24 protein-coding genes are annotated in these 25,210 nt (G+C 59.2%); 3 read left to right on the forward strand and 21 right to left on the reverse strand.

Translation table 11 applies throughout. The features are described 5' to 3' along the window. Positions 1-30 precede the first annotated feature (30 nt). From ftsA to GSUB_RS13040, 15 genes are all read right to left on the reverse strand, one after another. On the reverse strand, positions 31-1,260 hold the full coding sequence (gene ftsA, locus GSUB_RS12970) for a cell division protein FtsA (RefSeq protein ID WP_040202520.1): 1,230 nt from the start codon (positions 1,258-1,260) through the stop codon (positions 31-33). 121 nt (positions 1,261-1,381) lie between these two features. Beyond that, on the reverse strand, positions 1,382-2,239 hold the full coding sequence (locus tag GSUB_RS12975; RefSeq protein WP_040201156.1) for a cell division protein FtsQ/DivIB: 858 nt from the start codon (positions 2,237-2,239) through the stop codon (positions 1,382-1,384). Between the two features lie 32 nt (positions 2,240-2,271). Then, a complete protein-coding gene (locus tag GSUB_RS12980) occupies positions 2,272-3,198 on the reverse strand; it encodes a D-alanine--D-alanine ligase (RefSeq protein WP_040201157.1) in 927 nt (308 codons plus the stop codon). A gap of 84 nt (positions 3,199-3,282) precedes the next feature. Then, positions 3,283-4,662, reverse strand: a complete 1,380-nt coding sequence (gene murC / locus GSUB_RS12985) for a UDP-N-acetylmuramate--L-alanine ligase (protein WP_040201158.1) — start codon at positions 4,660-4,662, stop codon at positions 3,283-3,285. A 90-nt stretch (positions 4,663-4,752) separates the two neighbouring features. After that, a complete protein-coding gene (murG, locus tag GSUB_RS12990; RefSeq protein ID WP_040201159.1) occupies positions 4,753-5,829 on the reverse strand; it encodes an undecaprenyldiphospho-muramoylpentapeptide beta-N-acetylglucosaminyltransferase in 1,077 nt (358 codons plus the stop codon). Continuing rightward, positions 5,826-6,932: a putative lipid II flippase FtsW gene (ftsW, locus tag GSUB_RS12995; protein WP_040201160.1), complete on the reverse strand. Its 1,107-nt coding sequence runs from the start codon at positions 6,930-6,932 to the stop codon at positions 5,826-5,828. The genes murG and ftsW overlap by 4 nt, the downstream gene beginning before the upstream one ends. Next, positions 6,932-8,299 (reverse strand): UDP-N-acetylmuramoyl-L-alanine--D-glutamate ligase, encoded by a 1,368-nt coding sequence (gene murD / locus GSUB_RS13000; RefSeq protein WP_040201162.1) that lies wholly within the window; start codon positions 8,297-8,299, stop codon positions 6,932-6,934. Before murD ends, ftsW begins: the two co-directional genes overlap by 1 nt. Positions 8,300-8,303: 4 nt before the next feature. Beyond that, on the reverse strand, positions 8,304-9,380 hold the full coding sequence (gene mraY / locus GSUB_RS13005; RefSeq protein ID WP_040201164.1) for a phospho-N-acetylmuramoyl-pentapeptide-transferase: 1,077 nt from the start codon (positions 9,378-9,380) through the stop codon (positions 8,304-8,306). 9 nt (positions 9,381-9,389) lie between these two features. Further along, positions 9,390-10,787, reverse strand: coding sequence for a UDP-N-acetylmuramoyl-tripeptide--D-alanyl-D-alanine ligase (locus GSUB_RS13010; protein WP_040201165.1), 1,398 nt, complete (start codon positions 10,785-10,787; stop codon positions 9,390-9,392). Then, positions 10,784-12,301, reverse strand: a complete 1,518-nt coding sequence (locus tag GSUB_RS13015) for a UDP-N-acetylmuramoyl-L-alanyl-D-glutamate--2,6-diaminopimelate ligase (RefSeq protein ID WP_040202522.1) — start codon at positions 12,299-12,301, stop codon at positions 10,784-10,786. Before GSUB_RS13015 ends, GSUB_RS13010 begins: the two co-directional genes overlap by 4 nt. A 22-nt stretch (positions 12,302-12,323) precedes the next feature. After that, positions 12,324-14,339: a penicillin-binding protein gene (locus GSUB_RS13020; RefSeq protein ID WP_235269837.1), complete on the reverse strand. Its 2,016-nt coding sequence runs from the start codon at positions 14,337-14,339 to the stop codon at positions 12,324-12,326. A gap of 33 nt (positions 14,340-14,372) precedes the next feature. Continuing rightward, positions 14,373-14,690, reverse strand: a complete 318-nt coding sequence (ftsL, locus tag GSUB_RS13025) for a cell division protein FtsL (protein ID WP_040201166.1) — start codon at positions 14,688-14,690, stop codon at positions 14,373-14,375. 30 nt (positions 14,691-14,720) lie between these two features. Further along, the gene (gene rsmH, locus GSUB_RS13030; RefSeq protein ID WP_040201168.1) at positions 14,721-15,680 is read right to left on the reverse strand and encodes a 16S rRNA (cytosine(1402)-N(4))-methyltransferase RsmH; all 960 of its coding nucleotides are present in this window, start codon (positions 15,678-15,680) and stop codon (positions 14,721-14,723) included. Positions 15,681-15,683: 3 nt separating this feature from the next. Then, a complete protein-coding gene (gene mraZ / locus GSUB_RS13035) occupies positions 15,684-16,133 on the reverse strand; it encodes a division/cell wall cluster transcriptional repressor MraZ (protein WP_040201169.1) in 450 nt (149 codons plus the stop codon). A gap of 204 nt (positions 16,134-16,337) precedes the next feature. Further along, positions 16,338-17,591, reverse strand: a complete 1,254-nt coding sequence (locus GSUB_RS13040; protein WP_040201170.1) for an HlyC/CorC family transporter — start codon at positions 17,589-17,591, stop codon at positions 16,338-16,340. Between the two features lie 255 nt (positions 17,592-17,846). On the opposite strand from GSUB_RS13040, the gene ligA reads away from it, so the two are divergent. Together ligA and GSUB_RS13050 are read left to right on the forward strand one after the other, a co-directional pair. Beyond that, positions 17,847-19,862 (forward strand): NAD-dependent DNA ligase LigA, encoded by a 2,016-nt coding sequence (gene ligA / locus GSUB_RS13045; RefSeq protein ID WP_040201172.1) that lies wholly within the window; start codon positions 17,847-17,849, stop codon positions 19,860-19,862. Beyond that, positions 19,859-20,143, forward strand: a complete 285-nt coding sequence (locus GSUB_RS13050; RefSeq protein WP_040201174.1) for an acylphosphatase — start codon at positions 19,859-19,861, stop codon at positions 20,141-20,143. The genes ligA and GSUB_RS13050 overlap by 4 nt, the downstream gene beginning before the upstream one ends. Positions 20,144-20,156: 13 nt before the next feature. On the opposite strand, the gene GSUB_RS13055 is transcribed toward GSUB_RS13050, so the two are convergent. From GSUB_RS13055 to rnhB, 5 genes are all read right to left on the reverse strand, one after another. Continuing rightward, on the reverse strand, positions 20,157-20,534 hold the full coding sequence (locus GSUB_RS13055; protein ID WP_040201175.1) for a response regulator: 378 nt from the start codon (positions 20,532-20,534) through the stop codon (positions 20,157-20,159). Then, on the reverse strand, positions 20,531-21,376 hold the full coding sequence (gene rsmI, locus GSUB_RS13060) for a 16S rRNA (cytidine(1402)-2'-O)-methyltransferase (protein WP_040201176.1): 846 nt from the start codon (positions 21,374-21,376) through the stop codon (positions 20,531-20,533). The genes GSUB_RS13055 and rsmI overlap by 4 nt, the downstream gene beginning before the upstream one ends. Before the next feature lie 9 nt (positions 21,377-21,385). After that, a complete protein-coding gene (locus tag GSUB_RS13065; RefSeq protein WP_040201177.1) occupies positions 21,386-23,356 on the reverse strand; it encodes an NAD(+) synthase in 1,971 nt (656 codons plus the stop codon). Positions 23,357-23,425: 69 nt separating this feature from the next. Then, positions 23,426-23,788, reverse strand: coding sequence for a YraN family protein (locus GSUB_RS13070; RefSeq protein ID WP_040201178.1), 363 nt, complete (start codon positions 23,786-23,788; stop codon positions 23,426-23,428). Then, positions 23,785-24,429, reverse strand: coding sequence for a ribonuclease HII (gene rnhB, locus GSUB_RS13075; RefSeq protein ID WP_040201179.1), 645 nt, complete (start codon positions 24,427-24,429; stop codon positions 23,785-23,787). Before rnhB ends, GSUB_RS13070 begins: the two co-directional genes overlap by 4 nt. Positions 24,430-24,600: 171 nt before the next feature. Between rnhB and GSUB_RS13080 the strand changes: the two genes are divergently transcribed. Continuing rightward, positions 24,601-24,792 carry a hypothetical protein gene (locus GSUB_RS13080; protein WP_040201180.1) on the forward strand — a complete coding sequence of 64 codons (192 nt, stop codon included), beginning with the start codon at positions 24,601-24,603 and terminating at the stop codon, positions 24,790-24,792. Between the two features lie 58 nt (positions 24,793-24,850). On the opposite strand, the gene rplS is transcribed toward GSUB_RS13080, so the two are convergent. After that, a complete protein-coding gene (gene rplS, locus GSUB_RS13085) occupies positions 24,851-25,198 on the reverse strand; it encodes a 50S ribosomal protein L19 (protein ID WP_040201181.1) in 348 nt (115 codons plus the stop codon). Positions 25,199-25,210: the final 12 nt, after the last annotated feature.

Consider the following 25,210-nt stretch of genomic DNA (forward strand, 5'->3'; position numbering starts at 1 on the left):
TCTCCGCAACTCCGGATGTGTTTTGATGTTCTAAAAAAATTCGCCGAACCATTCCTTCATCCGTCTCACCACCTTGTCGAAGATATTTTCCTGACCGATGGTGAAATTTCTGCTCTCCATGTTGCGGCAGCCGTACTTGACCAACCCGACTCCGGTGGCATAAACAGGTGAATTGACCACATCGGTCAGGCCACCAATGTCCCTGGGCACACCGCGCCGAACCGGCATGCCGAAGATCTGCTCGGCCAGTTCGGGCATACCCGGAAGAATCGAAGTTCCACCGGTGATGACCACTCCCGAGGCAATCAGATCCTCGTACCCGCTTTTGATAATCTCCCGGTTGACCAGGGTGAAAATCTCTTCGACACGCGGCTCGAGAATTTCAGCGAGCAACTGACGCGACAGCACGCGCGGTTCCCGCCCGCCCACGGAGGGCACTTCGATGCTTTCATCCTTGCCGACCTCGCTGGTCAGGCAGCAGCCGTAGGCATGCTTGATCTTTTCCGCTTCGCCCATGGGGGTGCGCAGGCCGACAGCAATGTCGTTGGTGAGGTGATTTCCGCCCAGCGACAAAACCGCAGTATGCTTGATGGCTCCGTCGATATAGATGGCGATGTCGGTGGTGCCGCCGCCGATATCGACCATCGCGACACCGAGTTCCTTCTCGTCGCTGGAAAGGACCGCTTCGGCAGAAGCCAACTGCTCCAGAACGATATCGGCAACATCGACCTGCGCCCGGTTGCAGCTCTTGATGATATTCTGCGCACTGGCAACGGCGCCGGTGACGATGTGCACCTTCGCCTCGAGCCGCACGCCGCTCATTCCCAGCGGCTCCTTGATCCCATCCTGGTCGTCGATGATGAATTCCTGCGGCAGGATGTGAATCACCTCGCGGTCCATGGGGATGGCGACGGCCTTGGCGGCATCGATAACACGCCGCACATCCTCGCTGGTCACTTCACGATTTTTGATGGCGATCACCCCCTGGGAGTTGAATCCCTTGATATGACCGCCCGCGATCCCGGCGAATACCGTTTTGATTTCGCAACCCGCCATCAGCTCCGCCTCCTGCAGCGCTTTGCGCACAGCAGATACGGTGCTCTCGATATTGATCACCACTCCTTTGCGCAGCCCCTTTGAAGGGCTGGTGCCGATGCCGACAATGTCAAGACCTTCATCGGTCAGATTGCCGACAATGGCGCAAATCTTTGTGGTTCCGATATCGAGTCCGACGACCAGGTTGTCTTTTCTGCTACTCATGGTTCCCCCTTGTTTGCCGATATTCGCCTGTGCGAAAAACTCTTGTCCCGCCTCTGTCAACGGAGACGCGCCTTTATGCCTCTTGAACACCACGCGACTCCGTGTTTTTTTCTTTCAAAAGTCAGCCGCCGACGTTTGCCGTGCCTGCATCCCTGCGAACAATAACCCGGTCGGGCACCTGCAGGTCGATATATTCAAGCACCGCCAGACGCGGTTCCAATTCCTTGTAGATACGTTCGAGCCGGTCCAGCTTTGCAGCGTAATCCCCTTCGCCCAGATGAACCGGGACGGCGCTGCGATAGGTGTAAAGCGCGATTCCCCGGCGGGCATCCAGATGGATTTCCGACACCGCTTCGATATTGAAATGCCGCCTTTGTTCCAACTCCCCCAGCAGCGATATCGCCCGACGCAGCCGATCCTGCGCCTGCCGGGGGTTGTCGACCAGCTCATCACGCTCCATGCCGGTAATGACGGGATAGTCGAGGCAGTCGCGCCCGTCCAGCATTTTAAAGACCTCGCCCCCCTCGTCCACATAATAGAGGTAACCCAGGTTGACGATTGCCCGCGGCTCGCGCTCGGCAACGCGGATGCGCACATCCTGGGGAAAGATCCGGTCGACCCGCGCCTGCCGCACCCAGGGGTTTTCCTCGATGCGTGCAGCGATCATCTCCAGATCCAGCTCAAAGATCCTGTCGCCAATCTTGATATCCGAAAGGGCGGCTATCTCCTCCTCACTGGTCCGTTGCGTGTTTTCAACCTGGACACGGGCGACCCGCATGAAATCAGAAGCGGCCAGCATGCGGGCGGCAACCACCGCGCCGCCGACAATAAAAGTGACACTAACAGCCGCGACCGCAACCCGTAAAGCCCGCTGCAGCAATCTGCGCCAGTCTCGGGGCTGCCGCTTGCGCTTGACCTTGTTGGGCTTGGTCTTGTTACGCTTAAGGCGCGGGTTGTCAGTGGCTTTGAAATCACGCATCCGGTTGTCTTTTCTTTCATTGCGCCCGGGTTTTATTTATCGAGCGCCGCTCCTTCAAGAATACGCTGTACCAACTCATCGAATGCAATCCCTGCCTCGGCCGCGGCCTTAGGAAGCAGGCTGGTCTCCGTCATTCCGGGGATCGCGTTGACTTCAAGGCAATAAAAATCGTTTTCCCTGACCCGAAAATCGGCCCGCACCGCGCCGCGACACTCCAGTGCGTCGCATGCAGTGACTGCCGCATGTGCAATACGCCGGTAGAGGGCCGGTTCCAGCGGCGCAGGCAGCAGATACTCTGTGGAGCCGGCGACGTATTTGGCATTGAAATCGTAAAAACCGCCGCGAGGGACAACCTCGATGATCGGCAGAGCTTCTCCGTCAAGAACGCTGACCGTCACTTCCCGCCCAGGAATGTATTCTTCCACCAGTACCCGCGTATCAAATTTAAGCGCATCCTGCAGCCCCTTGTGCAGGGATTCCCGGTCATGGGCGATGGTCACTCCCAGCGTCGATCCCTCCCTGCAGGGCTTCACCACCAGGGGAAAATCAGTGCATTGGGTCATCAACGGCTCCAGATCATCGCCCCTGCGGACAACTTTGAAATCCGGCGTCGGCACATCATGATAGACGAGGATTTTCTTGGTGGCGATTTTGTCCATGGTCAGGCTGCTGGACAAGACACCGCAACCGGTATAGGGAACCCCCATCATCTCCAGCAGCCCCTGAACGGTCCCGTCCTCACCGAATCGACCGTGTAGAGCGACAAAGGCCACGTCCGCCCCTGCGTCGTGAAGCTGTTGGGGGAGATCACGCCCGACATCGATGCCGCAGGCCTGATAACCGCTGCCCTGCAAAGCCTTGAGCACGGCCTTTCCCGTGCGCAGGGAGACTTCCCGCTCACCGGACCAGCCGCCCATAAGGACGGCGATCTGTTTGGATTTCAATTCCGCTCGCATCATAATTTAATTCCATACCGGACCGGCGTGCGACATTTTCTGTCAATACCTGCCTGTATCTCTGTTGCATATCAGAACAAACGAAATTCAGGCCCTTCGTTCCCGCCACAGGCGGATCAGATCCTCACCGGCCTGCCAGACATTGCCGGCCCCCAGGGTGATCACCATATCACCGTCACTCAATCGCGGCAGCAGGCAGGAGGCAATGGCATGGCGATCGGCTACATACGAGGCTTTTTTATGTCCATGCGTCCTCAAACTCTCAACCAGTGCCGCACTGTTGACCCCTTCAATCGGCTCCTCTCCGGCGGCGTAGATGTCTGTGACGATCACTTCATCCGCCTGGTAGAATGCCGTGACGAATTCATCGAACAGGGCTTCGGTACGCGAATAGCGATGGGGCTGAAAAACCGCCACAATCCGCCTGTTCCAACCGGAGCGGGCGGCCGCCAGGGTGGCCTTGATCTCCACCGGATGATGCCCGTAATCGTCGACGACCATCAGCTGATCGTCCGTGTACTTGATCTGGAAGCGGCGCTGGACCCCGCCGAAATCCCTGAACCCCTCAACGAGCACCTCGAACGGCACGCCGAGTTCCACGGCAACCGCCAGAGCGGCAAGCGCGTTGAGCACATTGTGACGACCGGGCATACGGAACGAGATCTCGCCCAACGTTTCACCCTGATAACAGACCGTGAAATAGGTCCGATCACCCTCGTGCCGGATCTTGTCGGCGCTCAGATCCGCCTGTCCCGCCAGGCCATAGGTGATGAAACGCTTCTTGACCCTGGGAATGATCGCCTGTACCTCCGGGTCGTCCAGACAGAGAACCGCCAGTCCGTAAAAGGGCACCTTGTTGATAAAATCAACGAAAGTATCCTTGATTTCCTCGATATCGCTGTAAAAATCGAGATGGTCTTCATCGATGTTGGTGACCACCGCGATCGTGGGCGAGAGCAGCATGAAGGATCCGTCCGACTCGTCCGCCTCCGCCACCAGGAACTTGCCCTGCCCAAGCTTGGCATTGGAACCGAGGGAATCGAGGCGTCCGCCGATGACCGAGGTCGGATCGATGCCGCCATGGTACAAAAGGGTCGCCACCATGCTGGTTGTGGTTGTTTTACCATGGGTTCCAGCCACCGCGATGCCGTATTTCATGCGCATCAATTCAGCCAGCATTTCGGCGCGCGGGATCACGGGGATCAAGCGCTTGTGCGCCTCGGACACCTCGGGGTTGGATTCCTTGACCGCAGTGGAGGTCACCACCACGTCGACGCCGATTACATTCTCCGGCCGATGGCCGATGGCAATCTCTCCACCCAGATTGGCCAGACGCAGCGTCGTCTCGCTCTCCTGCAGATCGGAGCCGGACACCTGGTAGCCGAGGTTGAGCAGGACCTCGGCAATGCCGCTCATGCCGATGCCGCCGATGCCGACAAAATGAATTTTACGGATTTTCCCGTACATGGTCTCTCCACCGATCGCCTGCGGCGATCCTTCCTCGCGTTCCAGGGAACAGGCTGTTGCCTCTTAAGTCGAGTTGTCTATCCACCGCGTTCATTTTTTTCGCGCGACCTGGCGGCACTGCTGCAAAAGAACCTCCGCCGCATCGCGCCGCCCCAGGGCATGGGCCGACCGGGCCATCGATGTCAGCAGCTCCCGGTCGGGAAGAAGCTCACGCAGCAACTGCCCGAGCCGCTGCGGTGTCAGCTCGCTCTGCGGCAACAGAAGCGCCGCACCCCGTTCGGCCAACGCCCGCGCGTTATCGGTCTGATGATCCCCGGCGGCGTAGGGATAGGGCACCAGGATGGCCGCACGTCCGCAGGCGGTCAGCTCGGCCAGGGTCGTCGCCCCGGCGCGGCACAGGATAAGGTGAGCTTCGCGATAGGCTGCAGCCATGTCTTCGATAAAAGAAACGACGCCTCCATCGTCCCACCCGACCGCGCGATAACCGGCGCGCACCCTCTCAAGATCCTCATCTCCGGTCTGATGCAGAAGGCGGATCCTGCCGCGCATGCTTTCCAGTTCCGGCAAAGTGTCAAGTACGGCGTCGTTAATGGCGCGAGCGCCCCGCGATCCCCCAAAGATCAGCAGTGTCGGCATCCCGTCGCCGAGGGCATGGGAATGAACAAGAGCCGTGCGCACCGGGTTCCCTGTCACGACCGTCGGCACTCGCTTGAAGGCCTCGGCCGTATCCTCAAAGGACAGGCAGACGCGGTCGACCCAGGGCGCCAGGATGCGGTTGGTCAGCCCGGGACGCGCGTTCTGTTCGTGAATCAAGGCAGGGTACCGCAGCAGACGGGCGGCAGCAAGCACCGGGCCGGCGGCATAGCCACCCACTCCCACCACCACATCCGGATTAAATTCCCGCACTACGGCGCGGGATTGAGCAAGACTTCGGATCAGTCTTGGCAGCAGGGCAAGCTTTGCCCCCAGACCCTTGCCGACAAAGCCGGAGATATCAATGGTGCGCAGTGGAAAACCTAACCTTGGCAGAATTCTGCTCTCGATTCCCTGGCGCGTGCCGACAAAAAGCACTTCTGCTTCGGGCTGTTCGCGCAGAAGCTGCTCCGCCAAAGCAACCGCCGGGAAGAGATGACCGCCTGTTCCGCCACCGGCTAAAAGCATTTTCATGGGCTCCCCTCCCGATTCCGGCTGGTGATGTTGAGCAGAATTCCGACGGCAAACAGGGTTGTCAACAGGCTGGTCCCTCCATAGGAGAGGAAAGGCAGCGCCAGCCCCTTGGTGGGCAGCAGTCCCATGACCACTCCCATATTGACAAAGGCTTCCATGCCGATCAGAAACGTCAGTCCGAAGGCCAGATGTCGGCCGTAATCATCCTGATGCTGCACCGCGGCCCGCAATCCACGCAGGCAGAAAACCAGGAACATGGCGGCGATAATTATGATGCCGGCAAACCCAAGCTCCTCGCCGATGACCGACAGGATAAAATCGGTATGTGCTTCAGGCAGATAGAAGAGTTTCTGCCGCCCTTCGCCCAGACCCTGTCCAAAAGTACCGCCCATGCCGAAAGCCGTCCAGCTCTGGATAATCTGAAATCCCGTATTGTAGGGATCTTCCCATGGATCGAGAAACGCCATAATCCGGCGGCGCCGGTAGTCGACCTGCATGATAGCGACATAGAGCACCGGAAGGGCCAGAAGCCCGACCGAGATCAGGTAGCTCAAACGGGCGCCGGCCACCATCAGCATCGCCATCGCCACACCGGCAATGACCATGGCGCTGCCCAGATCCGGCTGTCCGAGCAGCAGCCCAAGCACCACACCCAATACCACCATATAGGGCAGAAAGCCGAGCTTGAAACTTTTGACCTTATCCTTCTTGCGCGTCAACGAATGCGCCAGGTAAAGCACCATGGCGATTTTCGCGACCTCAGCCGGCTGCAGTGAAAAACCGGGCAGCCGCAACCAGCGTGAAGCGCCACCGACCTGAGTGCCGACGCCCGGGATCAAAACCAAAGCCAGCAGCACCGCGGCCGACAGCATCGCCGGTACCGTCAGGCGACGCCAGAAGTGATAGTCGATGCGCATGCAGGCGGCCATCACCAGGAAACCGGCAACCGCAAAAATCCCCTGGCGCTTCAGAAAGTAAAATCCGTCGCTGAAACGCTGCGAGGCCATGATAGCCGAGGCGGAATAGACCATGACGACGCCCAGGCAAGTCAGAACCACTGCCAGCAGCAGAATCGTCGTATCATATTCACGCCGCACCATCATCAACCGATATCCCTTCGTTGAGGTTCCGGCAACTGCCGCACCAGAGAAGCGAATTGATCGCCCCGGTCCTCAAAATCACGAAACATATCAAAGCTTGAACAAGCGGGCGACAGCAACACAGTCGTCCCTGCGGTAGCAAGGCGATGGGCTGTTTGCACGGCCTCGGCCAGATCGGCGGCGCGCTCAATGCGCGTCGTTCCCGCAAGGTCCTGCTCCATGCGCGCAGCAGCTTCACCGATCAGAATCAGGCAGGCAACTTTCCCAGCCACCAGGTCCCGCAAGGGTCCATAGTCGCCCCCTTTATCCTTGCCGCCGGCAATGAGTATGATCGGAGCCGCCGGCCCCTCCAGGCTTTTGACGACACTGCCGACATTGGTCGCCTTTGAGTCGTCATACCAGCTTACGCCGTCGAGAGTGCGCACGTGGGTCATGCGGTGCGGCAGGCCTGTAAACCTGCAGACGGCCTCCCACGCAGTTTCAGCGGGGCAGCCTTCAAGCAGTGGCGGGATCAGGGCGGCCATGACATTTTCAATGTTGTGGATTCCAGCCAGCTTCAACTCTGCTGCGGGAAAGCGTTTCTCGCTCCCGTCATGGCGCCAGACGATGTCGCGTCCGTCAAATCCCATGCCTTCCTCAAGCACCTGCCGGGAAGAAAACTGGATCCGGCGCGCACGCCCCTGGTGGGCAATCTTCTGGACCAGAGAGTCTTCAGAGTTGAGGATCGCCCAGTCGTTTTCCGTCTGCGCCGCGAATATCCGGGCCTTGGCCGCCATGTAATCTTCCATGGCGTCATAGCGATCCAGATGATCCTCGCTGATATTGAGCAGCAGAGCATGACGGGGACGAAAAGTCTGTACGGCTTCGAGCTGAAAACTTGAAATTTCAGCGATGATCCAGTCCCAGTCGTGTTCACGTTCAGCTTCGATCAGGGGCTGGCCCAGATTCCCGCCGACAAATGTCTTGGAGCCGCACTTTTCGAAAATCCTGCCGATCAGGGTGGTGACCGTCGACTTGCCGTTGGTTCCCGTGATTGCCACCAGGGGCGCATTAAGAACACGGGCTGCAACCTCTATTTCTCCCCATACCGGCACTCCCGCCTCAATCGCGGCGGATATAGCGGGCTGGGTCAGCGACACGCCGGGGCTGACCACGATCAGGTCGGCATTTTTGAATTTGGCCGGGTCATGTCCCCCAAGATCGAGGGTCACTCCGGCCCGCCGCATGATCTCCACCTGGGGGATGCGGGTCTCGTCCCTGCGGTCGGAGAGGGTCACACGGGCTCCCTGGCGCAGGAAAAACCCCAGCAGCGCCAGCCCCGTTTTGCCCCCCCCCACGATCAGGACATTTTTTCCCCCGAATTGCTTCACGTACCTACCTCAACTTCAGTGTCGAAAGCCCGACCAGGGCAAGGATAATGGCGATAATCCAGAACCTGACGATGATCTTGGGCTCAGGCCATCCCTTAAGTTCAAAATGATGGTGCAGGGGCGCCATCTTGAAAATCCGCTTGCCGTACAACCGGAAGGAAGTCACCTGGAAAATGACCGACAGGGCTTCCATCACGAAGATGCCGCCAACGATGACCAGTACGATCTCCTGCTTGGTCACCACGGCGATCGTCCCCAGGGCCCCGCCAAGAGCCAGGCTACCCACATCGCCCATGAATACCTGGGCCGGGTAACTGTTGAACCAGAGGAATCCAAGCCCGGCGCCCACCATTGCGCCGCAGAGGATGGCGAGTTCCCCGGCCCCCGGCACGCTGTTGATCTGCAGATATGCCGAAAGACGCGCGTTGCCGGCCAGGTAGGCGAACAGCAGATAAGTGGCGGAGGCGATGATGACAGGGCCGATTGCCAAGCCATCCAGCCCATCCGTCAGGTTGACCGCGTTTCCGGACCCGACCACCACCAGCAGCACAAAAGGGATATAGAACCACCCCAGGTCCGGCCGTACATTTTTAAAGAACGGCACCCCCAGGGTCGTTTGAAAATCCGGGTGAAAATAGAGCATGGTTCCTGCCGCCAGCGAAATAAGCAGGAGCCAGAACATTTTCTGCCGGGCCGACAGACCGTCGCTGCTGCGGCGCTTGACCTTGAGCAGATCGTCGGTAAAGCCGACGACGCCGAAACCGACCGTCACCAGCAGGGTGACCCAGACATAAAAATTGGTCAGATCGGCCCACAGCAGGGTCGGCAGCACGATGGCGCACAGAATCAGGGTTCCCCCCATGGTGGGGGTGCCCTCCTTTTTAAAATGGGACTCGGGTCCGACTTTGCGGATCGATTGGCCGATCTGCAGAGCGGAGAGCTTGTTGATCAGCCAGGGACCGATAATAAAGGAGATCACCAATGCCGTGATAGTGGCATAGATGGTGCGGAACGTGATGAAGCGAAACACGTAGAACGCACTGTATTCCGTATGAAGCGGATAAAGAAGATGATAAAGCATCGGCGTCCCTTAGATGACCACTGCCAGCCGGAAATCCTGACGTTCCCGCAGCAAAGCACAAATTTTTTCCATTTTCATGCCACGCGAACCCTTGACCAGCAGTCGGTCACCTCGGGCCAGCACATTACGCAGGCGCTCGGCCGCCTCCCGGTGGTCGTTGGCAGTCCAGATCCGGTTGGCGGGCATGCCTGCGGCACGCGCCCCGGCGGCAGTTTCCTCCCCCAGGGTTCCCATCACCAGCAGCACATCACAGCAGCGCGCCGCTTCAGCGCCGATTTCGCGGTGCAGGCGCGCGGCATCAGAACCAAGCTCAAGCATATCGCCGAGCACCGCGATGCGACGGCCGGCGCCTGGCATCTCGGACAGGGTCGTCAGCGCGGCTTTGACCGACAGGGGATTGGCATTATAGCTGTCGTCAATAAGCAGTGCCCCCCCCGGCAAGGAACTCAAATTGAAGCGGCCGGAGACCGGACGGTAGCGTGCAAGCCCGCGCGCGATCGTTCCGGGATCGACCCCAAGCGCTGCGGCTGAAGCAGCGGCCGCCAGCGCATTGAATACATTGTGACGTCCCGGCACATGCAGGCGCACCAGCACCTCGGTGCTGCCCATGCACAGCCGGAAGGCCGAATCACGTTCCCGCAGCCTCAGCTCCCGCCCGCGCACCTGGGCATCAGGGCTCATCCCGAACAGCACACGCTTTACGCCATTGGCCACCGGCAGCGACCGCACTCGGAAATCATCGGCATTGACGATGGCCGTGCCTCCCGGCGGAAGTGCAGCAAAAAGCTCCCCTTTGGCCCGGGCCACCCCTTCGATCCCTCCCAGGGTTTCAAGGTGGGCGTGACCGATATTGGTGATTACGCCAACCTGGGGGCGGGCAATCTGCACCAGCCTTGCAATCTCTCCCCGGGCGCTCATGCCCATTTCCACCACCGCCCATTCATGGCTCTGGGGGTCAAGCCGAAACAGGGTCAGGGGCACCCCGATCAGGTTGTTGAAATTGCCTTCGGTTTTTAGCCCGTCTCCCGTTTCCTTTAAAATGGAGGCGAGCATCTCCTTGGTCGTTGTCTTCCCCGATGAGCCGGTGACCGCCACCATAGGGCCACGCAGGCGCTCACGCCAGGCCGAAGCCAGATCGCCGAGAGCTTTCAAGGCATCGCTCACCTGAACCACGGGTGCCGGAAACCCCGCAACGACCTCTTCTGACACACAGGCCGCCGCCCCGCGCCTTGCCGCCTGGAGCAGAAAGTCGTGGCCGTCGAAATTCTCGCCCCGCAGGGGAACAAACAATTGCCCCTCGGCAATGGAGCGGCTGTCCGTCGAAACCCCTTCGATCATCCCCTGGGCATCGGCTGGGATCAATGTTCCACCAGTGACGCGGGCCACTTCGGTCAAATCGATTTTCATCCTGAGACCTCCTGCTCTGCCAGACTTCGGCGAACCTGTTCCCGATCATCAAAATGCAGACGCTCAGAGCCGATGATCTGATAATCCTCGTGCCCCTTGCCGGCCACCAGCAGCAGGTCGCCGGGCTGCAGCAGCGAAACGGCCAGGTCGATTGCCCGACGCCGATCGTGCTCGATAAAATATCCCTTGTCCAGTCCGCTCAATTCCTCGCGCGACAAAGAGCGGCCGCCCGCTTCGCGACACCCCGTCTCGATCTCGCTGATGATCGTCGCCGGGTCTTCGCTGCGCGGGTTATCCGTCGTGATAATGGCAAGATCGGCATGGCGTATCGCAACCGCCGCCATGGCAGGACGCTTGCTTTTGTCCCGATCCCCACCGCAGCCGAACACCACCAGCAACCGCCGGGGGTTGAGCCGACAGACTGTGGATAAAACCTTTTCGAGCGCGTCGCCGGTGTGGGCATAGTCCACAAGGATGACAGCCCCTTTGCTGTTTTCAATCCGCTCCAGACGTCCCGGCACTCCGGGCGCCTGCCGTATCCCTTTTTCGATAATTTCGATGGGCAGATCCAGCGCAATACCCGCGGCCACCGCACACAGAAGATTTTCCAGGTTAAACTCACCCAGCAGTCCGGATTGCAGTTCAAAGGTCCCGGCGGGTGTGCGGATCCGGCCATTGATTCCATCGAGAGTCAATGTCACCGATTCGGGAGTCACCGCAGCGCCCTCCCTGCGTCCGCAGGTCAGGGTACCCTCGATCTCCTCCGCCAGCTGCCGCCCGTAAGGATCGTCAATATTGACGACCGCATGCCCTTCGGCCTCCGGCAGCAGATGAAACAGGCGCTTCTTGCTGGCAAAATAAGATGCCATATCACCATGATAATCGAGGTGCTCGGAGGTCAGATTAGTGAACACTCCGACCGTAAAATGAACACCATCGGCGCGGTGCTGCGCCAGGGCGTGGGAAGAAACCTCCATGACCAGGCTGTCTGCGCCCTCCTGGCGAAACTGGGCCAGCGTTTTTATGAGGTCGGTCGATTCCGGTGTCGTATGGGGGGCCGGAAGGCAGGTGTCCCCCAGGCGGTAGTTGATGGTTCCCAGCACGGCAGGTCTGAAGCCCGCAGCCTTGAGGATCGATTCAAGAAGATAGGTCACGGTGGTCTTGCCGTTGGTTCCGGTCACACCAACAACCGGCAGCCCCGCCGTCGGGTCATCGTAAAAAAGAGCGGCAGCATGCGCCATGGCCTCACGCCCGTTCGACACCACGAACCCTGCAATCCCCTCGGGCAGATCGACCGGGTGCTCTGCGACCACGGCCTGGGCGCCACGCTGCAGAGCATCGGCAATGAAGCGGCGACCGTCGGATTGAACGCCGGGCAGCGCAAAAAACGCATGTCCCGCTTCGACCCGGCGCGAATCACAGCACAGCCCGGTGACCTCGGGATCGGGAGTGCCCCCCGTCATCGCTTTTGCCGTGTTCGGCAGTATGCTGGATATTTTCTTACGAACAGTCATCATTTTTTTTCTGCCTGGCGATTCACGATCGCCGTACTGGAGGCTCAAATCTGACCCGGACCTCGGAGCCGTAACGAATGGCTGCACCTGCGGCAGGTTTCTGATCGACCACCCGCCCGGAGCCCTGCAGTTTGATATTGAGACCGGTACGCTCCATCACCTGGAGTACCTGCCGATAGCTCATTCCGTTCAAATCCGGCATGCGTCCCGGCCCGTTATCTCCACTCTCCCCGCCCTCAGTCATGGCCATAGAGGTGACGGCCACGTCTTTTTCATGGGTCAACGGCGTCACAGGAGGTGCGGTCTGCGCCGTCTGCTGCGGCGCAACCCCGACATATCTCAGCGCCTGCGTCGCAACCCGGGAAAACACCGGCGCTGCGACCAGCCCGCCATAGGTTTTATCCTTGGGCTCGTCCAGCACCACCAGAATAGTCAACCGGGGATCCTGTGCCGGAACAAACCCGACAAAGGACGACACCCGCTTGTCTGCGGAATAACCGCCGGTCACCGGATCGATTTTCTGTGCCGTCCCTGTCTTGCCGGCCACGTCAAACCCGTGAACCTGGGCCAGAGTTCCGGTCCCGCCCTCCCGGGTGGCCAGCACCATCATGTCGCGCACCTGGGACGCGGTTTTCTCCGACACGACGCGGCGCACACGGGTCGGCCGCGTTTCTCGGACGAGATTACCGTGGCTGTCGAGAATCCTGCTGACGATATAGGGCTGCATCAATACTCCGCCATTGGCGATGGCAGAGGTGGCGGAAGCCAGCTGAAGGGCGGTTACGCCGATTCCCTGTCCGAACGAAATGGTTGCCAGGTCAATTTCAAACCATTTGGAGGGGGCACGCAACAGGCCCGAGACTTCGCCGGGCAGTTCTATTCCGGTCTTCTCTCCGAACCCGAAATCGCGAATGTATGAATGAAATTTCTGGCGCTCCAGATACTTGCCGATTTTGGCTGTTCCGATATTGGAGCTGACCTGAATTATTTCCTCGACACTGAGCTTCTGATATTTCCGATGGTCGTGAATAGTGCGGCCGCCGACAGAAAAGCGCCCGTTTTCACAATCGATGCGTGTTTCAGGCTGGACCAGTTTCTCATCCAGCGCCGCGGCAACGACAAACGGCTTGAAGGTCGAACCCGGTTCGAAGGTGTCGCAGACTGCACGGTTACGCCACTGCCAGGGCTTGTAGCGCTGCAGGGCATTGGGATTGAAGTCGGGCTGAACGGCCATGGCCAGCACTTCTCCGCTGCGCGGATCGAGTACCAACACTGTTCCGGCTCGGGCGCCGGTCTCCCTGATCTGGGCGGCCAGTTCCTTCTCGGCCATGTACTGAATATTGTGATCGATCGTGAGGTACAGATGGTGGCCCAGCTCTCCCTCACGCACGATATTTCCATCCAGGGCCATGGCCCGCCCCAGGGCATCACGCTCCCGCACCAGGTATCCAGGGGCGCCAAGCAGCTCGCGGTCAAAGCTCAACTCGATCCCTTCGAGCCCCTGCGGGTCAAGCCCGGTAAAACCCACCACATGCGCTGCGCTTTCCGAATTGGGGTAGTAGCGCTTGTGTTCCTTGGTAAAACCGATGCCGCGCAGGCCCAACTCACGCACCGCAAGGCTTTCATCGGGATTGATTCGCCTCTTGAGCCACACAAAACCTTTGTCGGAGGAGAGTTTTTTCTCAAGCTCCTGGCGTGAAAGGTCAAGAGCCTTGCTTAAAAGGCGCGCCGCTTCGGAAGGATCTTTCACCCGTGGCGGTTCGGCATATACAGAATCATTCTCCAGGCTGACAGCCAACTCCCGGCCGTTGCGATCATAAATAGTTCCTCGCTGCGGAGCCAGGGGGATGACCCGTTGGAGCTGTTTTTGCGCCCGTTCCTGCCAGACTTCCGCGTTGGCGACCTGGAGATAATAGGCCCTGCCTGCCACCAGCATAAATGCCAGCAGAAAAACAAAGCCGACCAGGTTCAAACGCACACGGAACCAGCGTTCGCCTCCCTCGTCTCTTTTCACTTTTTCAGAGGGTCGGGCTGTCAATATTCCTAGACTCCTCCTGCTTCAAACGATCGATCAACGAACGTTTATGATTTGATCCGGTGCGGGGGCGCGCAAACCAAGTTTGGTAACGGCAATCCGCTCAATTCGAGAGGGCTTGCTTAAACTGGCGACCTCCAGACGCAGCCTGCGACTGTCCTGCTCGGCTTCACGCACCTGAGTTTCCAGGGCGGAAATTTCATACTGCAACTGAAACACTTGGATTCGCGACCAGACAAAAAACAGGCAGATGAGCACCATTACTGCAATAAACACGAACATGACGGCAAGCCGGGGGCGCTTTACGCCGACCTTCTCGCCACCTTCAACGGCTCTGCTGATCGATTGTGCCATTTTCAAACTCCCGGGAGCAGCCTCCCTGAATCACAACTCCTGAGGAGGCAGTTTCTCAACCGCCCTTAAAATCGCACTGCGTGAACGTGAATTAAATGCGATCTCCGACTCGCCGGCACGGACCCCCCTGCGGGTGAGCAGGCGCACACTTGGCTGCTTGCCGCACACACACATGGGAATCCGGGGCGGGCAGGTACAACCAGTTGCAAGCTCGCGGAAGAAGTGCTTCACGCGGCGATCCTCCAACGAGTGAAAACTGATTACGACCAGCCTGCCACCCGGCCTGAGCAGCGAAACCGCCTGCTCCAGCCCCTGCTCGACGAAGCGCAACTCATCGTTGACATAAATTCGCAGGGCCTGAAAAACACGGGTCGCCGGATGAATCCGTGCCGGGACGTGACCGCCGGGGACCGCATCACGAACCAGCTCGGCAAGCTGTCCGGTAGAAACGAGCGGTTCCTGCTCCCGCTGCGCAACAATGCGCCGGGCGATGCGTCGCGCGTAACGCTCTTCTCCGAATTCACGGAAAATACGCGCCAGCTCCTTTTCATCTTCCCCCGCCAGAACCTCCGCTGCCGTCAGGCCTGTAGAATCGTCCATGCGCATGTCAAGGGGCGCATCGGCACGAAAAGAGAAGCCGCGTTCGGCTTCATCCAACTGGTAGGAAGAAACGCCCAGGTCGAGGAGGATTCCGTCGAATCCATCGATCCCAAGTTCACGCGCGACCTGCTCCATCTGTGCAAAATTGCAGTGCCGCAAATCAATGCGGTCGGCAAAGGGTGCCAGAACATCCTGCGCCCGCGTGATGGCTGCCGGGTCTCGATCCAGGCCGACAAGACGCCCGTCGGGAGACGATGCTTCCAGAAGAAGGCGGGCATGCCCGGCACCGCCCAGGGTTCCGTCGAGGTAGAGCCCTGCGCTTCGGGGAGCGAGGTATGCGATCACCTCGTCCGGCATGACCGGGACATGTCCACCAGCGGTGCTGCTCATCAATCAAAGTCCCAGGTCTGCAACGAACTGGGGATCGGAGCGCAGAAGCTCCTGAGATTCGCGATTGACCTCGTCGTATTTGCTGCGGCTGAAAATATCGATCTTGTCGTAGCCGCCGACTACGACGATTTCTCTGTCCAATCCGGCAAAATTCCGCAATGCATTACTGAGCTGAATGCGCCCCTGCTTGTCAAAAGTGCAGGATTCCGCCGGATTGAGGATAAGACGATTCAAGGAAGTGCGCTGGGGACCGGCTGGAAGGGAGAGGATATTCTTGCGGATCTCCTCCCAGCGCGAGGGGGGATAGGCGGAGAGGCCACCGTCCATATTCTTGGTCAGTTCCAGGCTCTCATCACCGAAATCGCGTGCCAGAACCTCGCGGAAACGCGCCGGAATACTGGCACGCCCCTTGGCATCGATGTTATTGTGAAATTCTCCGGTGAAACCCACCATCGTCCCTCACTTGGCCTTAATTGACACAATTCCCCACAATTTGGGGAAACTATAGCTTTGGCATAGCGGGCTGTCAAGGAGATTTTTTTAATTTTTTTTTAGATTTTTTGAGAAGTTGTCTCACCTATCGGCGCAAAAAAAGGCCCCTGAAAAGAGGCCTTTCACATCGACAAATTCGACAAATAATGAATAAATTCTTATACTTTATTCCTCAAGGGGAAGACGCATTTCGATTTTCTCAATGCGTCGTTCCACCACTTTTTTGACGACAAACTGGATTCCGTCTACATCGAGGGAGGCTCCCTCATCAGGAATCACACCAAGCCGGTGCATCAGGAACCCCGCCAGCGTGTTGGCATGCTCTTCGGAGAGTTCCAGGTGAAAACGACGGTTGAGCGCACGCAGCGACATGCTGCCTTCGACCAGGTAGCTGCCGGGGGAGATTTCCTTGAACTCGGCCTCTTCAATATCGTATTCGTCCTGGATTTCACCGACGATCTCTTCGACAATGTCCTCCAGAGTTACGATGCCCTCAACGCCGCCATACTCATCGACCACGATCGCCAGATGCACCCGGCGCTTGCGGAAAGCCTGCAGCAGAGTCCCCACCCGCTTGGACTCGGGCACAAAATAAGGAGGCCGGCACTGCTCACGCAGGCAGAACTCCTGCGGGCGACCGACAAATTTGAGAATATCCTTGGAATGAATAATCCCCACCACGTTGTCGAGTCCGCCGTCGATCACCGGAAAACGCGAATGCGGAGCCTGCTGCACCAGGTATAGAGCCTCCTCGAAGGTGGTCTCAGCCTCAATGGCCACCACCTCCGGACGGGGAATCATGATATCGCGCACCCGGATTTCGGAGAGGTCGAAAATGCCGTAGAGCATGCGGCGATTCTCCTTCGGCAGCACACCGGCCTCTTCCCCCACCGCGATGATGGTGCGGATTTCGTCTTCAGAAATCACCGGCACTGCAACCTGCTTGCTCTGCATCAACATCGTCATGAGGCGCGAAATGCGGGTCACCACCCACACCACCGGATGCAGAAACCACATGACCGCGCGAATGGGTCGCAGCACCAGAAAAGAGACCGTTTCGGGATTGCGCGCGGCATAGGTTTTGGGGCAGATTTCGGAGAAAATCAGCAGGAGCGGGGTAAGAATCAAAATGGTCAGCCACTCTCCCTGATCGCCGTAGAGACTGACCAGCAATCCCGTTGCGAACACCGAGGCGGCGATATTGACCAGATTGTTGCCGACGAGGATGGCGCCAAGTAGGCTCTCCGGCTTCTCAAGCATATCTTCCAGTTGGTCCGCATGCGGTCTTTTCTTTCGCACCAGGTATTTGACCCGCATCCGATCGAGCGCCATCAGCGCGGTTTCTGATCCCGAAAAAAAACCCGACAACAGAAACAAAACAGCCAGGACGCCTAAACGCCACCATTCTTCCTGTTCCATTCACCTCTCCGAAAAAGGAGAGACAGAAGCGCACATGGGTGCTCTCCGCCCCTCGTCACATTTCATAAACATCGATGCCGACCCCGCAAAGGTCGTACTGCACGAATACTACCCTAAGCCGCGGGACATGACAATTACCGTAATTGATCAGGCGCGGACCGCTATGCTATAAAGATCGCCCTGAGGGGCAGGTGCAAATCTGCGCCGAACCGGAAACTTAAAACACCAGCGCCGTCTTGCGGCGAAAGGCTGAATATGGACCACAAACAGGCACACGAGCGGCACCAGGACCTCTGCCGCCGGATTTCCCACCACAATTATCTCTATCATGTGCTGGATGAGCCAGAAATCAGCGATGCGGAATATGATCGCCTTTTCCGGGAGCTGCTGGATATAGAACGTGAGTTCCCTGACCTTGTCACGCCGGACTCCCCGTCACAGCGAGTCGGCGCCCCGCCGCTCGGAAAATTCGAAACCATCGACCATTCCCTGCCCATGCTCTCCCTTGAAAACGCGCTGAACGAAGGGGAATGGCGTGATTTTGACAATCGCGTGAAGCGCGGCCTTGAGACCGAAGACGAGGTGGAATACGTCTGCGAGACCAAACTTGACGGGGTGGCGGTCGAACTGGTGTATCGCGATCGGCTGCTGAGCCTGGGGAGCACGCGCGGTGACGGCATGACCGGCGAACTGATCACCGAAAATCTCAAAACTCTGCCCTCCATCCCCTTGCGGCTGCGCGAAGGCGCCCCCTCCACCCTCGAAGTGCGGGGGGAAGTCTATATGGACCTCGACGCCTTTCAAACCTTGAACCGCGAACGAGAGGAACAGGGAGAGCCGCCTTTTGCCAATCCCCGCAATGCCACCGCGGGCAGCCTGCGCCAACTTGATTCGAAAATTACTGCAAAGCGCCCGCTCAAGATATTCTGTTACGGCATCGGGGTAATGGAGGGCCCTGCCCCCGCCACCCATGCCGACCTGCTGCAACACCTTCAGCAGTGGGGGTTGAGAGTCAACCTTGAGCAGACCCGCGTTGTCACCGGCGCCGATGGCGTCTGGCAGGAATTTGAACGACTCCTCGCACAGCGCGATGAACTGCCCTATGAAATCGACGGCATGGTGGTCAAGGTCAACCGGCGGGAATGGCAGGATGAGCTGGGTGACACCTCGCGCGCGCCGCGCTGGGCCATCGCCATCAAATTCCCGCCGCGCCAGGCTGAAACCCGCATCGAGGAGATCATTCTGCAGGTCGGACGCACCGGCGCCATCACTCCGGTGGCCCGCCTGGAGCCGGTCGAAGTAAGCGGCGTGACCGTTTCCCGGGCCAGCCTGCACAATTGGGACGAGATGGAGCGCCTGGATGTCCGGGTTGGCGACCATGTCATCGTCGAGCGCGCCGGGGATGTGATCCCCTACGTGGTGCGGGTTCTGACCGAAAAACGCAACGGCAGCGAAAGCGTCCTGCCCGCACCGCGAAACTGCCCTGTCTGCGGGTCGCCGGCCGCCCGCATCGAAGGCGAGGTGGTTTACAGATGTCAGAACCTGAGCTGCCCGGCAAAACTCAAGGAAACAATCAAGCACTTCGCCTCACGCGGCGCCATGGATATCGAAGGGTTGGGAGACCGCACCATCGAACAGATGGTTGAGCGAAAGGTGATCACAAACTTCAGCGATCTTTACCGCATCGGCAAAGAGGACCTGTTCCGGCTCGACCGCATGGGGGAAAAACTGGCGGAGAATCTGCTCAAAGCCATAGAGGACAGCAAAAAGCCCGAACTTGCACGCTTTATTTATGCCCTGGGATTGCGTCACGTCGGCGAGCATACCGCCCGGATTCTGGCGCGCAACTTCGGCACCCTCGAGGCCCTGACACAGGCCGATCATGAGCAATTGACGCAGATCCATGAGATCGGACCGCAGGTTGCCGACAGCGTGGTCAGCTTCTTTCGCGATCCTCACAATCGCCAGACCCTGACCGCTCTGCAGCAGGCCGGCGTCGAACCGACTCGCGAAGAGCGGCAGGCGGATCAATCGCTGGCAGGAAAAACCTTTGTCTTTACCGGCGCCCTGACCCGCTTCACCCGCCAGGAAGCCCAGCAGAAGGTGGAGCAGCTCGGTGGACGCGCGGCCGGATCGGTCAGCAAAAAAACCACAGCGGTCATCGCCGGCGAGAATGCCGGCGGCAAACTGGACAAAGCCCGCAGCCTGGGCGTGCCGATCTGGAGCGAGGAGCAGTTTCTGGAGATGCTGAAAGAGGAGAACTCGAAATGAAAAAAATTCGTGCCGCAGTGCGCGTCAAGGGGAGAGTACAGGGCGTCAACTTCCGCTACGAAACGCAGCGCACCGCCCGCCGCAACCAGGTCAGCGGCTGGGTGAAGAACCTGCCCGACGGCGATGTCGCCGCAGTGTTCGAAGGTGAGGAACAGGCCGTGCGGGACACCGTCGAATGGTGTCGGAGAGGTCCCGCAACGGCCCGCGTGGATCACATCGACATCGAAGAGCGGCCCTGGCGGGGAGAATTTTCATCCTTCGAAATCGTCACCGCGCCCTGACAACCGCCCACGCTCAGTCGGCTTTAGTCACAAACCGTTCAAAAACCTCGACGATCTCGCGCGAAACAAACGGCTTGCCGATGAAAAAATCGCCGCCGGCCTCGCGCCCCCGGGTGACGTCCTTGTCCTGCCCGGCGGACAGAAACACGACCGGGATGTCGCGCGTCGCTGGGTCTTCTTTCAGGTACCGACAGACCGCGTACCCGTCGAGCCCGGGCATCATGATGTCAAGAAAAATCAGATCGGGACGCTGCTGTTTGACACGCTGCAGGCCCTTGGTGCCGTCCGGCGCATAATCCAGGGTTGCGTTGCAGCACTTCAGCAGGGCCCCAAGCACCTCGGCCACGCTTTTCTGATCATCGATCAGCAATATACGAGCTGGCTCTTTCATTTCAACTCCCCTTGATCCTTCAGTCGCAAATAGAAACGATACACTTCACTGCGTCCGATCCCGGTCAGGCGTGCCGCCTGGCGGACCAGTTCGGACGGTGGCAGATTGCCCTCCTGCGCCAGGCGCTGCAGGGCGGTTTTCACATCCGGAGCTTCTTCGCGTTCCTGCTTGTCGGCTGCAACCAGAAGGACGATTTCCCCACGAACCCGTTCCTTCTGAAAATGTGCCGCAGCCTCTCCGGCACTGCCGCGAAAAAACTCCTCGTGAATCTTGGTCAATTCTCGCGCCACGGCCACCTCCCGCTGTTCCCCAAGCAGACGGGCCACGGCCTCCAGCGTTGCCGCCAGTCGATGCGGCGCCTCGTAAAAAACCAGGGTGCGCTGCTCATGCGAAAGATCGCTCAGCAGCTGGTCCCGCGCTTTTTTGCGCGGGGGCAGAAACCCTTCAAAAGCAAAACGCTCACTCTGCTGCCCCGCCACAGACAGAGCCGCCGTCACCGCCGATGGACCGGGAACCGTCCGCACCGAGATTTCCTCCTCATGGCAGCGGGCAACCAGAAACCGTCCGGGATCGGAAATCCCCGGGGTTCCGGCATCACTGATCAAGGCGATGGACTCACCGTTGCGCAGACGCTCGATCAGTTGGTCGCTGCGTTGCCGCTCGTTGTGTTCATGGCAGGAAACCAGCGGTGTGGAGATACCGAAATGAGTCAGCAGCTTGCGGCTGTGCCGAGTGTCCTCGGCGGCAATCAGAGAGACCTCCTTAAGAACCCGCAGGGCTCTTAGAGTAATGTCCTCAAGATTGCCGATCGGTGTCGCCACCACAAAAAGCGTTCCGCTCATCTTAACAGATCACCATCCCAGGAATCCAGCATCTCGTTCGAGGTCCTCGAGCTGTTTGAGCCACAGTGCAACGCCGGCATCACTAGGCATACGCCAGTCTCCGCGGGGAGATAAGGCCACGCTGCCGATCTTGGGGCCGTCCGGGAGGCAGGAACGCTTGAACTGCTGTGAGAAAAAACGTCGATAAAAATTTTTCATCCAGCGCAGAAGGGTCTTGCGGTCAAATTGATCGCCAAACGCCTGCTGAGCCAGGAACAGTATCCGGTCCGGCGGAAAATTCAGGCGCACGGCCTGAAAGAGAAAAAAATCATGCAGCAGATAAGGGCCGATGGTCTCCTCTGTTTTCTGGCGGATATCGCCCTGATCGTCGGGCGGCAGAAGTTCGGGGGAAACCGGCGTATCGCAGATATCGTGCAGTACCGCGGATTCCTCCCCGGCGAACTCGCTGTCGGCGCACCAGGCCACGAGATAGCGCACCAGCGTTTTGGGCACCCCGGCGTTGACGGCGTACATGGACATATGATCGGCATTATAGGTGCACCACCCCAGCGCCAGCTCGCTCAAATCCCCGGTCCCCACCACCAGTCCCCCGACCTGGTTGGCGACATCCATCAGGATCTGGGTGCGTTCGCGGGCCTGAGAGTTTTCATAGGTCACGTCATGCTGTCCCTCATCGTGACCGATATCTCGGAAATGAAGCCGCACCGCCTCATCAATCGGGATCACCCGCAGCGTCACGCCGAGCATCTCGGCCAGCTTTTCCGCATTGCCCCGGGTGCGCCCGGTGGTTCCAAATCCCGGCATGGTCAGGGCGACGATATCGCGTCGCTCGCGCTGCAGCAGATCGAAGGCACGCACCGTCACCAGCAGGGCCAGCGTCGAATCGAGCCCGCCGGAAATACCGATGACCGCCTTGGCGGCACCGGTGTGCCGCAACCGCCGCGCCAGCGCCGTGGTCTGCAAAGAGAAAATCTCCCGGCAGCGCTCGCTGCGCTCATGCTCCTCCCCCGGCACGAACGGTTGGGGGTTGACCTGCCGGAGCAACACATTCATTTCGGGGTCGCGCCAGCTGAAATCCTGTCGCCGCCACTGACCCTGCGCCCTTGCCCGCGAAAAATTGTTGTTGCGCAGACGTTCATTGGCCAAACGCATCAGGTCGATGTCCGTGATCGCGACCGTGCTGTCAAAACGGAAACGGGGAGTCTCGGTCAGCAACTGGCCGTTTTCGGCAACCAGGCTGTGGCCGGCATACACCAGGTCTGTGGAAGATTCGCCGGGGCCGGCAGCGGCATAGGCATAGGCGGCGAGACAGCGGGCCGACTGGGACACGACCAGATCGCGCCGGTAGGCATGCTTGCCGAGGGTCTCCGGGCTGGCTGACGGGTTGACCAGTACCGTGGCCCCGGCCTGGGCCTGGGCCTGGCTTGGAGGAGAAACGGACCACAGATCCTCACAGATTTCGATGCCGATGACACAGCGCGCATCGTTGCGGGACTGAAACAGCAGATCGGTGCCGAAGGGTACCTGGTCTCCGGCCATCCACAGGGTGTCCCGTGAACATTCGAGGGCGGAGGCGAACCAGCGCTCTTCATAGAATTCATTGGTGTTGGGCAGGAACGTTTTGGGGACCAGCCCCAACACACGACCCTCTGCAAGAAAGGCCGCGCAGTTGTACAGGGCGCCGTCCACCCGCAGCGGCAGGCCGACGACGGCCGCCATGCCGAGCTGCCCCGTCTCGCGCGCCAGCACCATCAACGCCTGTTGTGCCTTTTCAAGCAGCAGGGTCTGGTAGAAAAGATCACCGCAGGTGTAACCCGTGATGCAAAGTTCAGGGAAAACCGCGAGCTGGACATGATCGTCGTGCAGCCTCTTCAATGTACGCATGATTTCGATACGATTGAAATCGACATCCGCGACCTGCACCGCCGGAGAGGCTACGCCAAGACGCAGGTAACCAAGGGAAGAAAAAGCAGGATTCATCAACACCTCCTGACGCTGCCGGCGCCGGTCTACACAGGCCTTCCGGCAGCCAAAAACCGCCGCGCGGAACTACGCGCCAAATGCATCAACAATATGTTCGAAGCGGGGGATTTCCCCGTCCGCAGTAATCGCCACCACGTCGAAGCGGGGCTGAAAGCCGGTCTTTCCCCGCTGCAGCAGGTACCACTGGGCCGCACGCAGGATCTGACGCTGCTTGCGCAAACCAACTGCCTCCTGGGGCACTCCAAAGGCATCGCTGCGGCGTGTTTTCACTTCAACAAAAACCAGATCGCGGCCTGCCTGGGCAACGAGATCAATTTCCCCCACCGGAGTCCGCATATTGCGCTCGAGGATCCGCCAGCCCTTGTCCCGCAGGTAAGTTTCGGCCTGTCTCTCCCCCCACTCTCCCAGACTCCGGCGCTCGCGGCTCATGAACCCTCCAGGTGTTCGCGTACCCCGCGAAAGGTTGTGCGATGCTGGGGACAGGGCTTGAGACGGGCGATAGCTTCGCGATGGGCACGGCTGCCATACCCCTTGTGACCGGCAAAACCGTACCCGGGATAAGCGCGGTCAAAGGACTCCATAATCCGATCGCGGATTACTTTGGCGACAACCGAGGCGGCCGCGATGGACAGAGAGCGGGCGTCGCCCTGCTTCAAAGTAAGCTGTTCGGTTGAAACAGGCAGGGGGGTAATGCCGTCGATGAGCAGATAATCGGGGGATGGCGCCAACCGGGCCACGGCACGCTGCATGGCGATCAAGGTCGCCTGCAGGATATTGACGCGGTCGATCAGTTGCGCGGAGGCGACGCCCACCCCCACGCTCAGTGCCTTCCGGCGGATTTCGGGATAGAGGGCACGGCAGCGGGCCGGACCAATCTGCTTTGAATCGGTCAGGCCGTCAAGTTCGAAATCTTCAGGCAGGATGACCGCCGCCGCCACCACCGGCCCGGCAAGGGGCCCACGGCCCGCCTCGTCGATCCCGGCTACTGCACGGAATCCGCGACTGCGAGCCCGCTGCTCGAAGTGCAGTACAGAGCATTGATTTTCAGCGAAGAGAGAGGCTTGATTCACAACAGTACCGTTTCGACATCTGCGCACCTTCAGCCTGACGGCGAGGGCAGCCTATTTCATCTGGATTTCGACAAACGACTGATGTAGTATACGGATGTTTCAGTGTGATTTAAAGTGCTGGGCGTCCCTTTGCGGTGACGCCAATTCAACCCGGCAAAGGAGGAAAGAAAAATGGGCCTGTTTATCTTAGCGCTGGCGGTTGTCGCCTATCTGGTTCTGCTGGTCGACTGGAACGAATTTCTCGGGGCTTTCGGCAAGGGCGGATGGCTGTCGGTTGCTCTGTATGCATTTCTGACGGTCATGATCATCATGATCCTGACCAACCCCGACATTCCGCACATCGCTCCGGTCGGCCATCACTGATTGCCACCGTTGTGTGCCTGCGCAAAAAAAGCCCCGGCCGAGCCGGGGCTTTTTTTGTTTAGAAGCTGCGCTTCTCGCGAATGCGGGCGGCCTTGCCACGCAATTTGCGCAGATAGTAGAGCTTGGCGCGACGCACGCGGCCGACGCTGACCACTTCGATCTTCTCGATAGTCGGGGAGTGCACAGAGAAGACCCTCTCTACCCCGTAACCATCGGAGATTTTGCGGACAGTGAAAGTGGAACCCACACCGCTGTTGGAACGGGCGATGCAAACACCCTGGTAAACCTGGATTCGCTGCTTGTCGCCTTCGGAGATCTTCACATGGACTCGCAGGGTATCGCCCCCTTTGAATCGGGGGATGTCCTTGCGGATGTGCTCCATGGCGAGCTGGTCGATGACGTTCATGATGTCCTCCTG

Origin of the sequence: Geoalkalibacter subterraneus (assembly GCF_000827125.1) — a bacterium.
Classification (GTDB): Bacteria; Desulfobacterota; Desulfuromonadia; order Desulfuromonadales; family Geoalkalibacteraceae; genus Geoalkalibacter_A; species Geoalkalibacter_A subterraneus.

Coding starts and splice junctions, on each gene's coding strand:
- ftsA (WP_040202520.1), bottom strand. CDS start 1,260: ATGAGTAGCAGAAAAGACAACCTGGTCGTCGGACTCGATATCGGAACC.
- GSUB_RS12975 (WP_040201156.1), bottom strand. CDS start 2,239: ATGCGTGATTTCAAAGCCACTGACAACCCGCGCCTTAAGCGTAACAAG.
- GSUB_RS12980 (WP_040201157.1), bottom strand. CDS start 3,198: ATGATGCGAGCGGAATTGAAATCCAAACAGATCGCCGTCCTTATGGGC.
- murC (WP_040201158.1), bottom strand. CDS start 4,662: ATGTACGGGAAAATCCGTAAAATTCATTTTGTCGGCATCGGCGGCATC.
- murG (WP_040201159.1), bottom strand. CDS start 5,829: ATGAAAATGCTTTTAGCCGGTGGCGGAACAGGCGGTCATCTCTTCCCG.
- ftsW (WP_040201160.1), bottom strand. CDS start 6,932: ATGATGGTGCGGCGTGAATATGATACGACGATTCTGCTGCTGGCAGTG.
- mraY (WP_040201164.1), bottom strand. CDS start 9,380: ATGCTTTATCATCTTCTTTATCCGCTTCATACGGAATACAGTGCGTTC.
- GSUB_RS13010 (WP_040201165.1), bottom strand. CDS start 10,787: ATGAAAATCGATTTGACCGAAGTGGCCCGCGTCACTGGTGGAACATTG.
- GSUB_RS13015 (WP_040202522.1), bottom strand. CDS start 12,301: ATGACTGTTCGTAAGAAAATATCCAGCATACTGCCGAACACGGCAAAA.
- ftsL (WP_040201166.1), bottom strand. CDS start 14,690: ATGGCACAATCGATCAGCAGAGCCGTTGAAGGTGGCGAGAAGGTCGGC.
- rsmH (WP_040201168.1), bottom strand. CDS start 15,680: ATGAGCAGCACCGCTGGTGGACATGTCCCGGTCATGCCGGACGAGGTG.
- mraZ (WP_040201169.1), bottom strand. CDS start 16,133: ATGGTGGGTTTCACCGGAGAATTTCACAATAACATCGATGCCAAGGGG.
- GSUB_RS13040 (WP_040201170.1), bottom strand. CDS start 17,591: ATGGAACAGGAAGAATGGTGGCGTTTAGGCGTCCTGGCTGTTTTGTTT.
- ligA (WP_040201172.1), top strand. CDS start 17,847: ATGGACCACAAACAGGCACACGAGCGGCACCAGGACCTCTGCCGCCGG.
- GSUB_RS13050 (WP_040201174.1), top strand. CDS start 19,859: ATGAAAAAAATTCGTGCCGCAGTGCGCGTCAAGGGGAGAGTACAGGGC.
- GSUB_RS13055 (WP_040201175.1), bottom strand. CDS start 20,534: ATGAAAGAGCCAGCTCGTATATTGCTGATCGATGATCAGAAAAGCGTG.
- rsmI (WP_040201176.1), bottom strand. CDS start 21,376: ATGAGCGGAACGCTTTTTGTGGTGGCGACACCGATCGGCAATCTTGAG.
- GSUB_RS13065 (WP_040201177.1), bottom strand. CDS start 23,356: ATGAATCCTGCTTTTTCTTCCCTTGGTTACCTGCGTCTTGGCGTAGCC.
- GSUB_RS13070 (WP_040201178.1), bottom strand. CDS start 23,788: ATGAGCCGCGAGCGCCGGAGTCTGGGAGAGTGGGGGGAGAGACAGGCC.
- GSUB_RS13080 (WP_040201180.1), top strand. CDS start 24,601: ATGGGCCTGTTTATCTTAGCGCTGGCGGTTGTCGCCTATCTGGTTCTG.
- rplS (WP_040201181.1), bottom strand. CDS start 25,198: ATGAACGTCATCGACCAGCTCGCCATGGAGCACATCCGCAAGGACATC.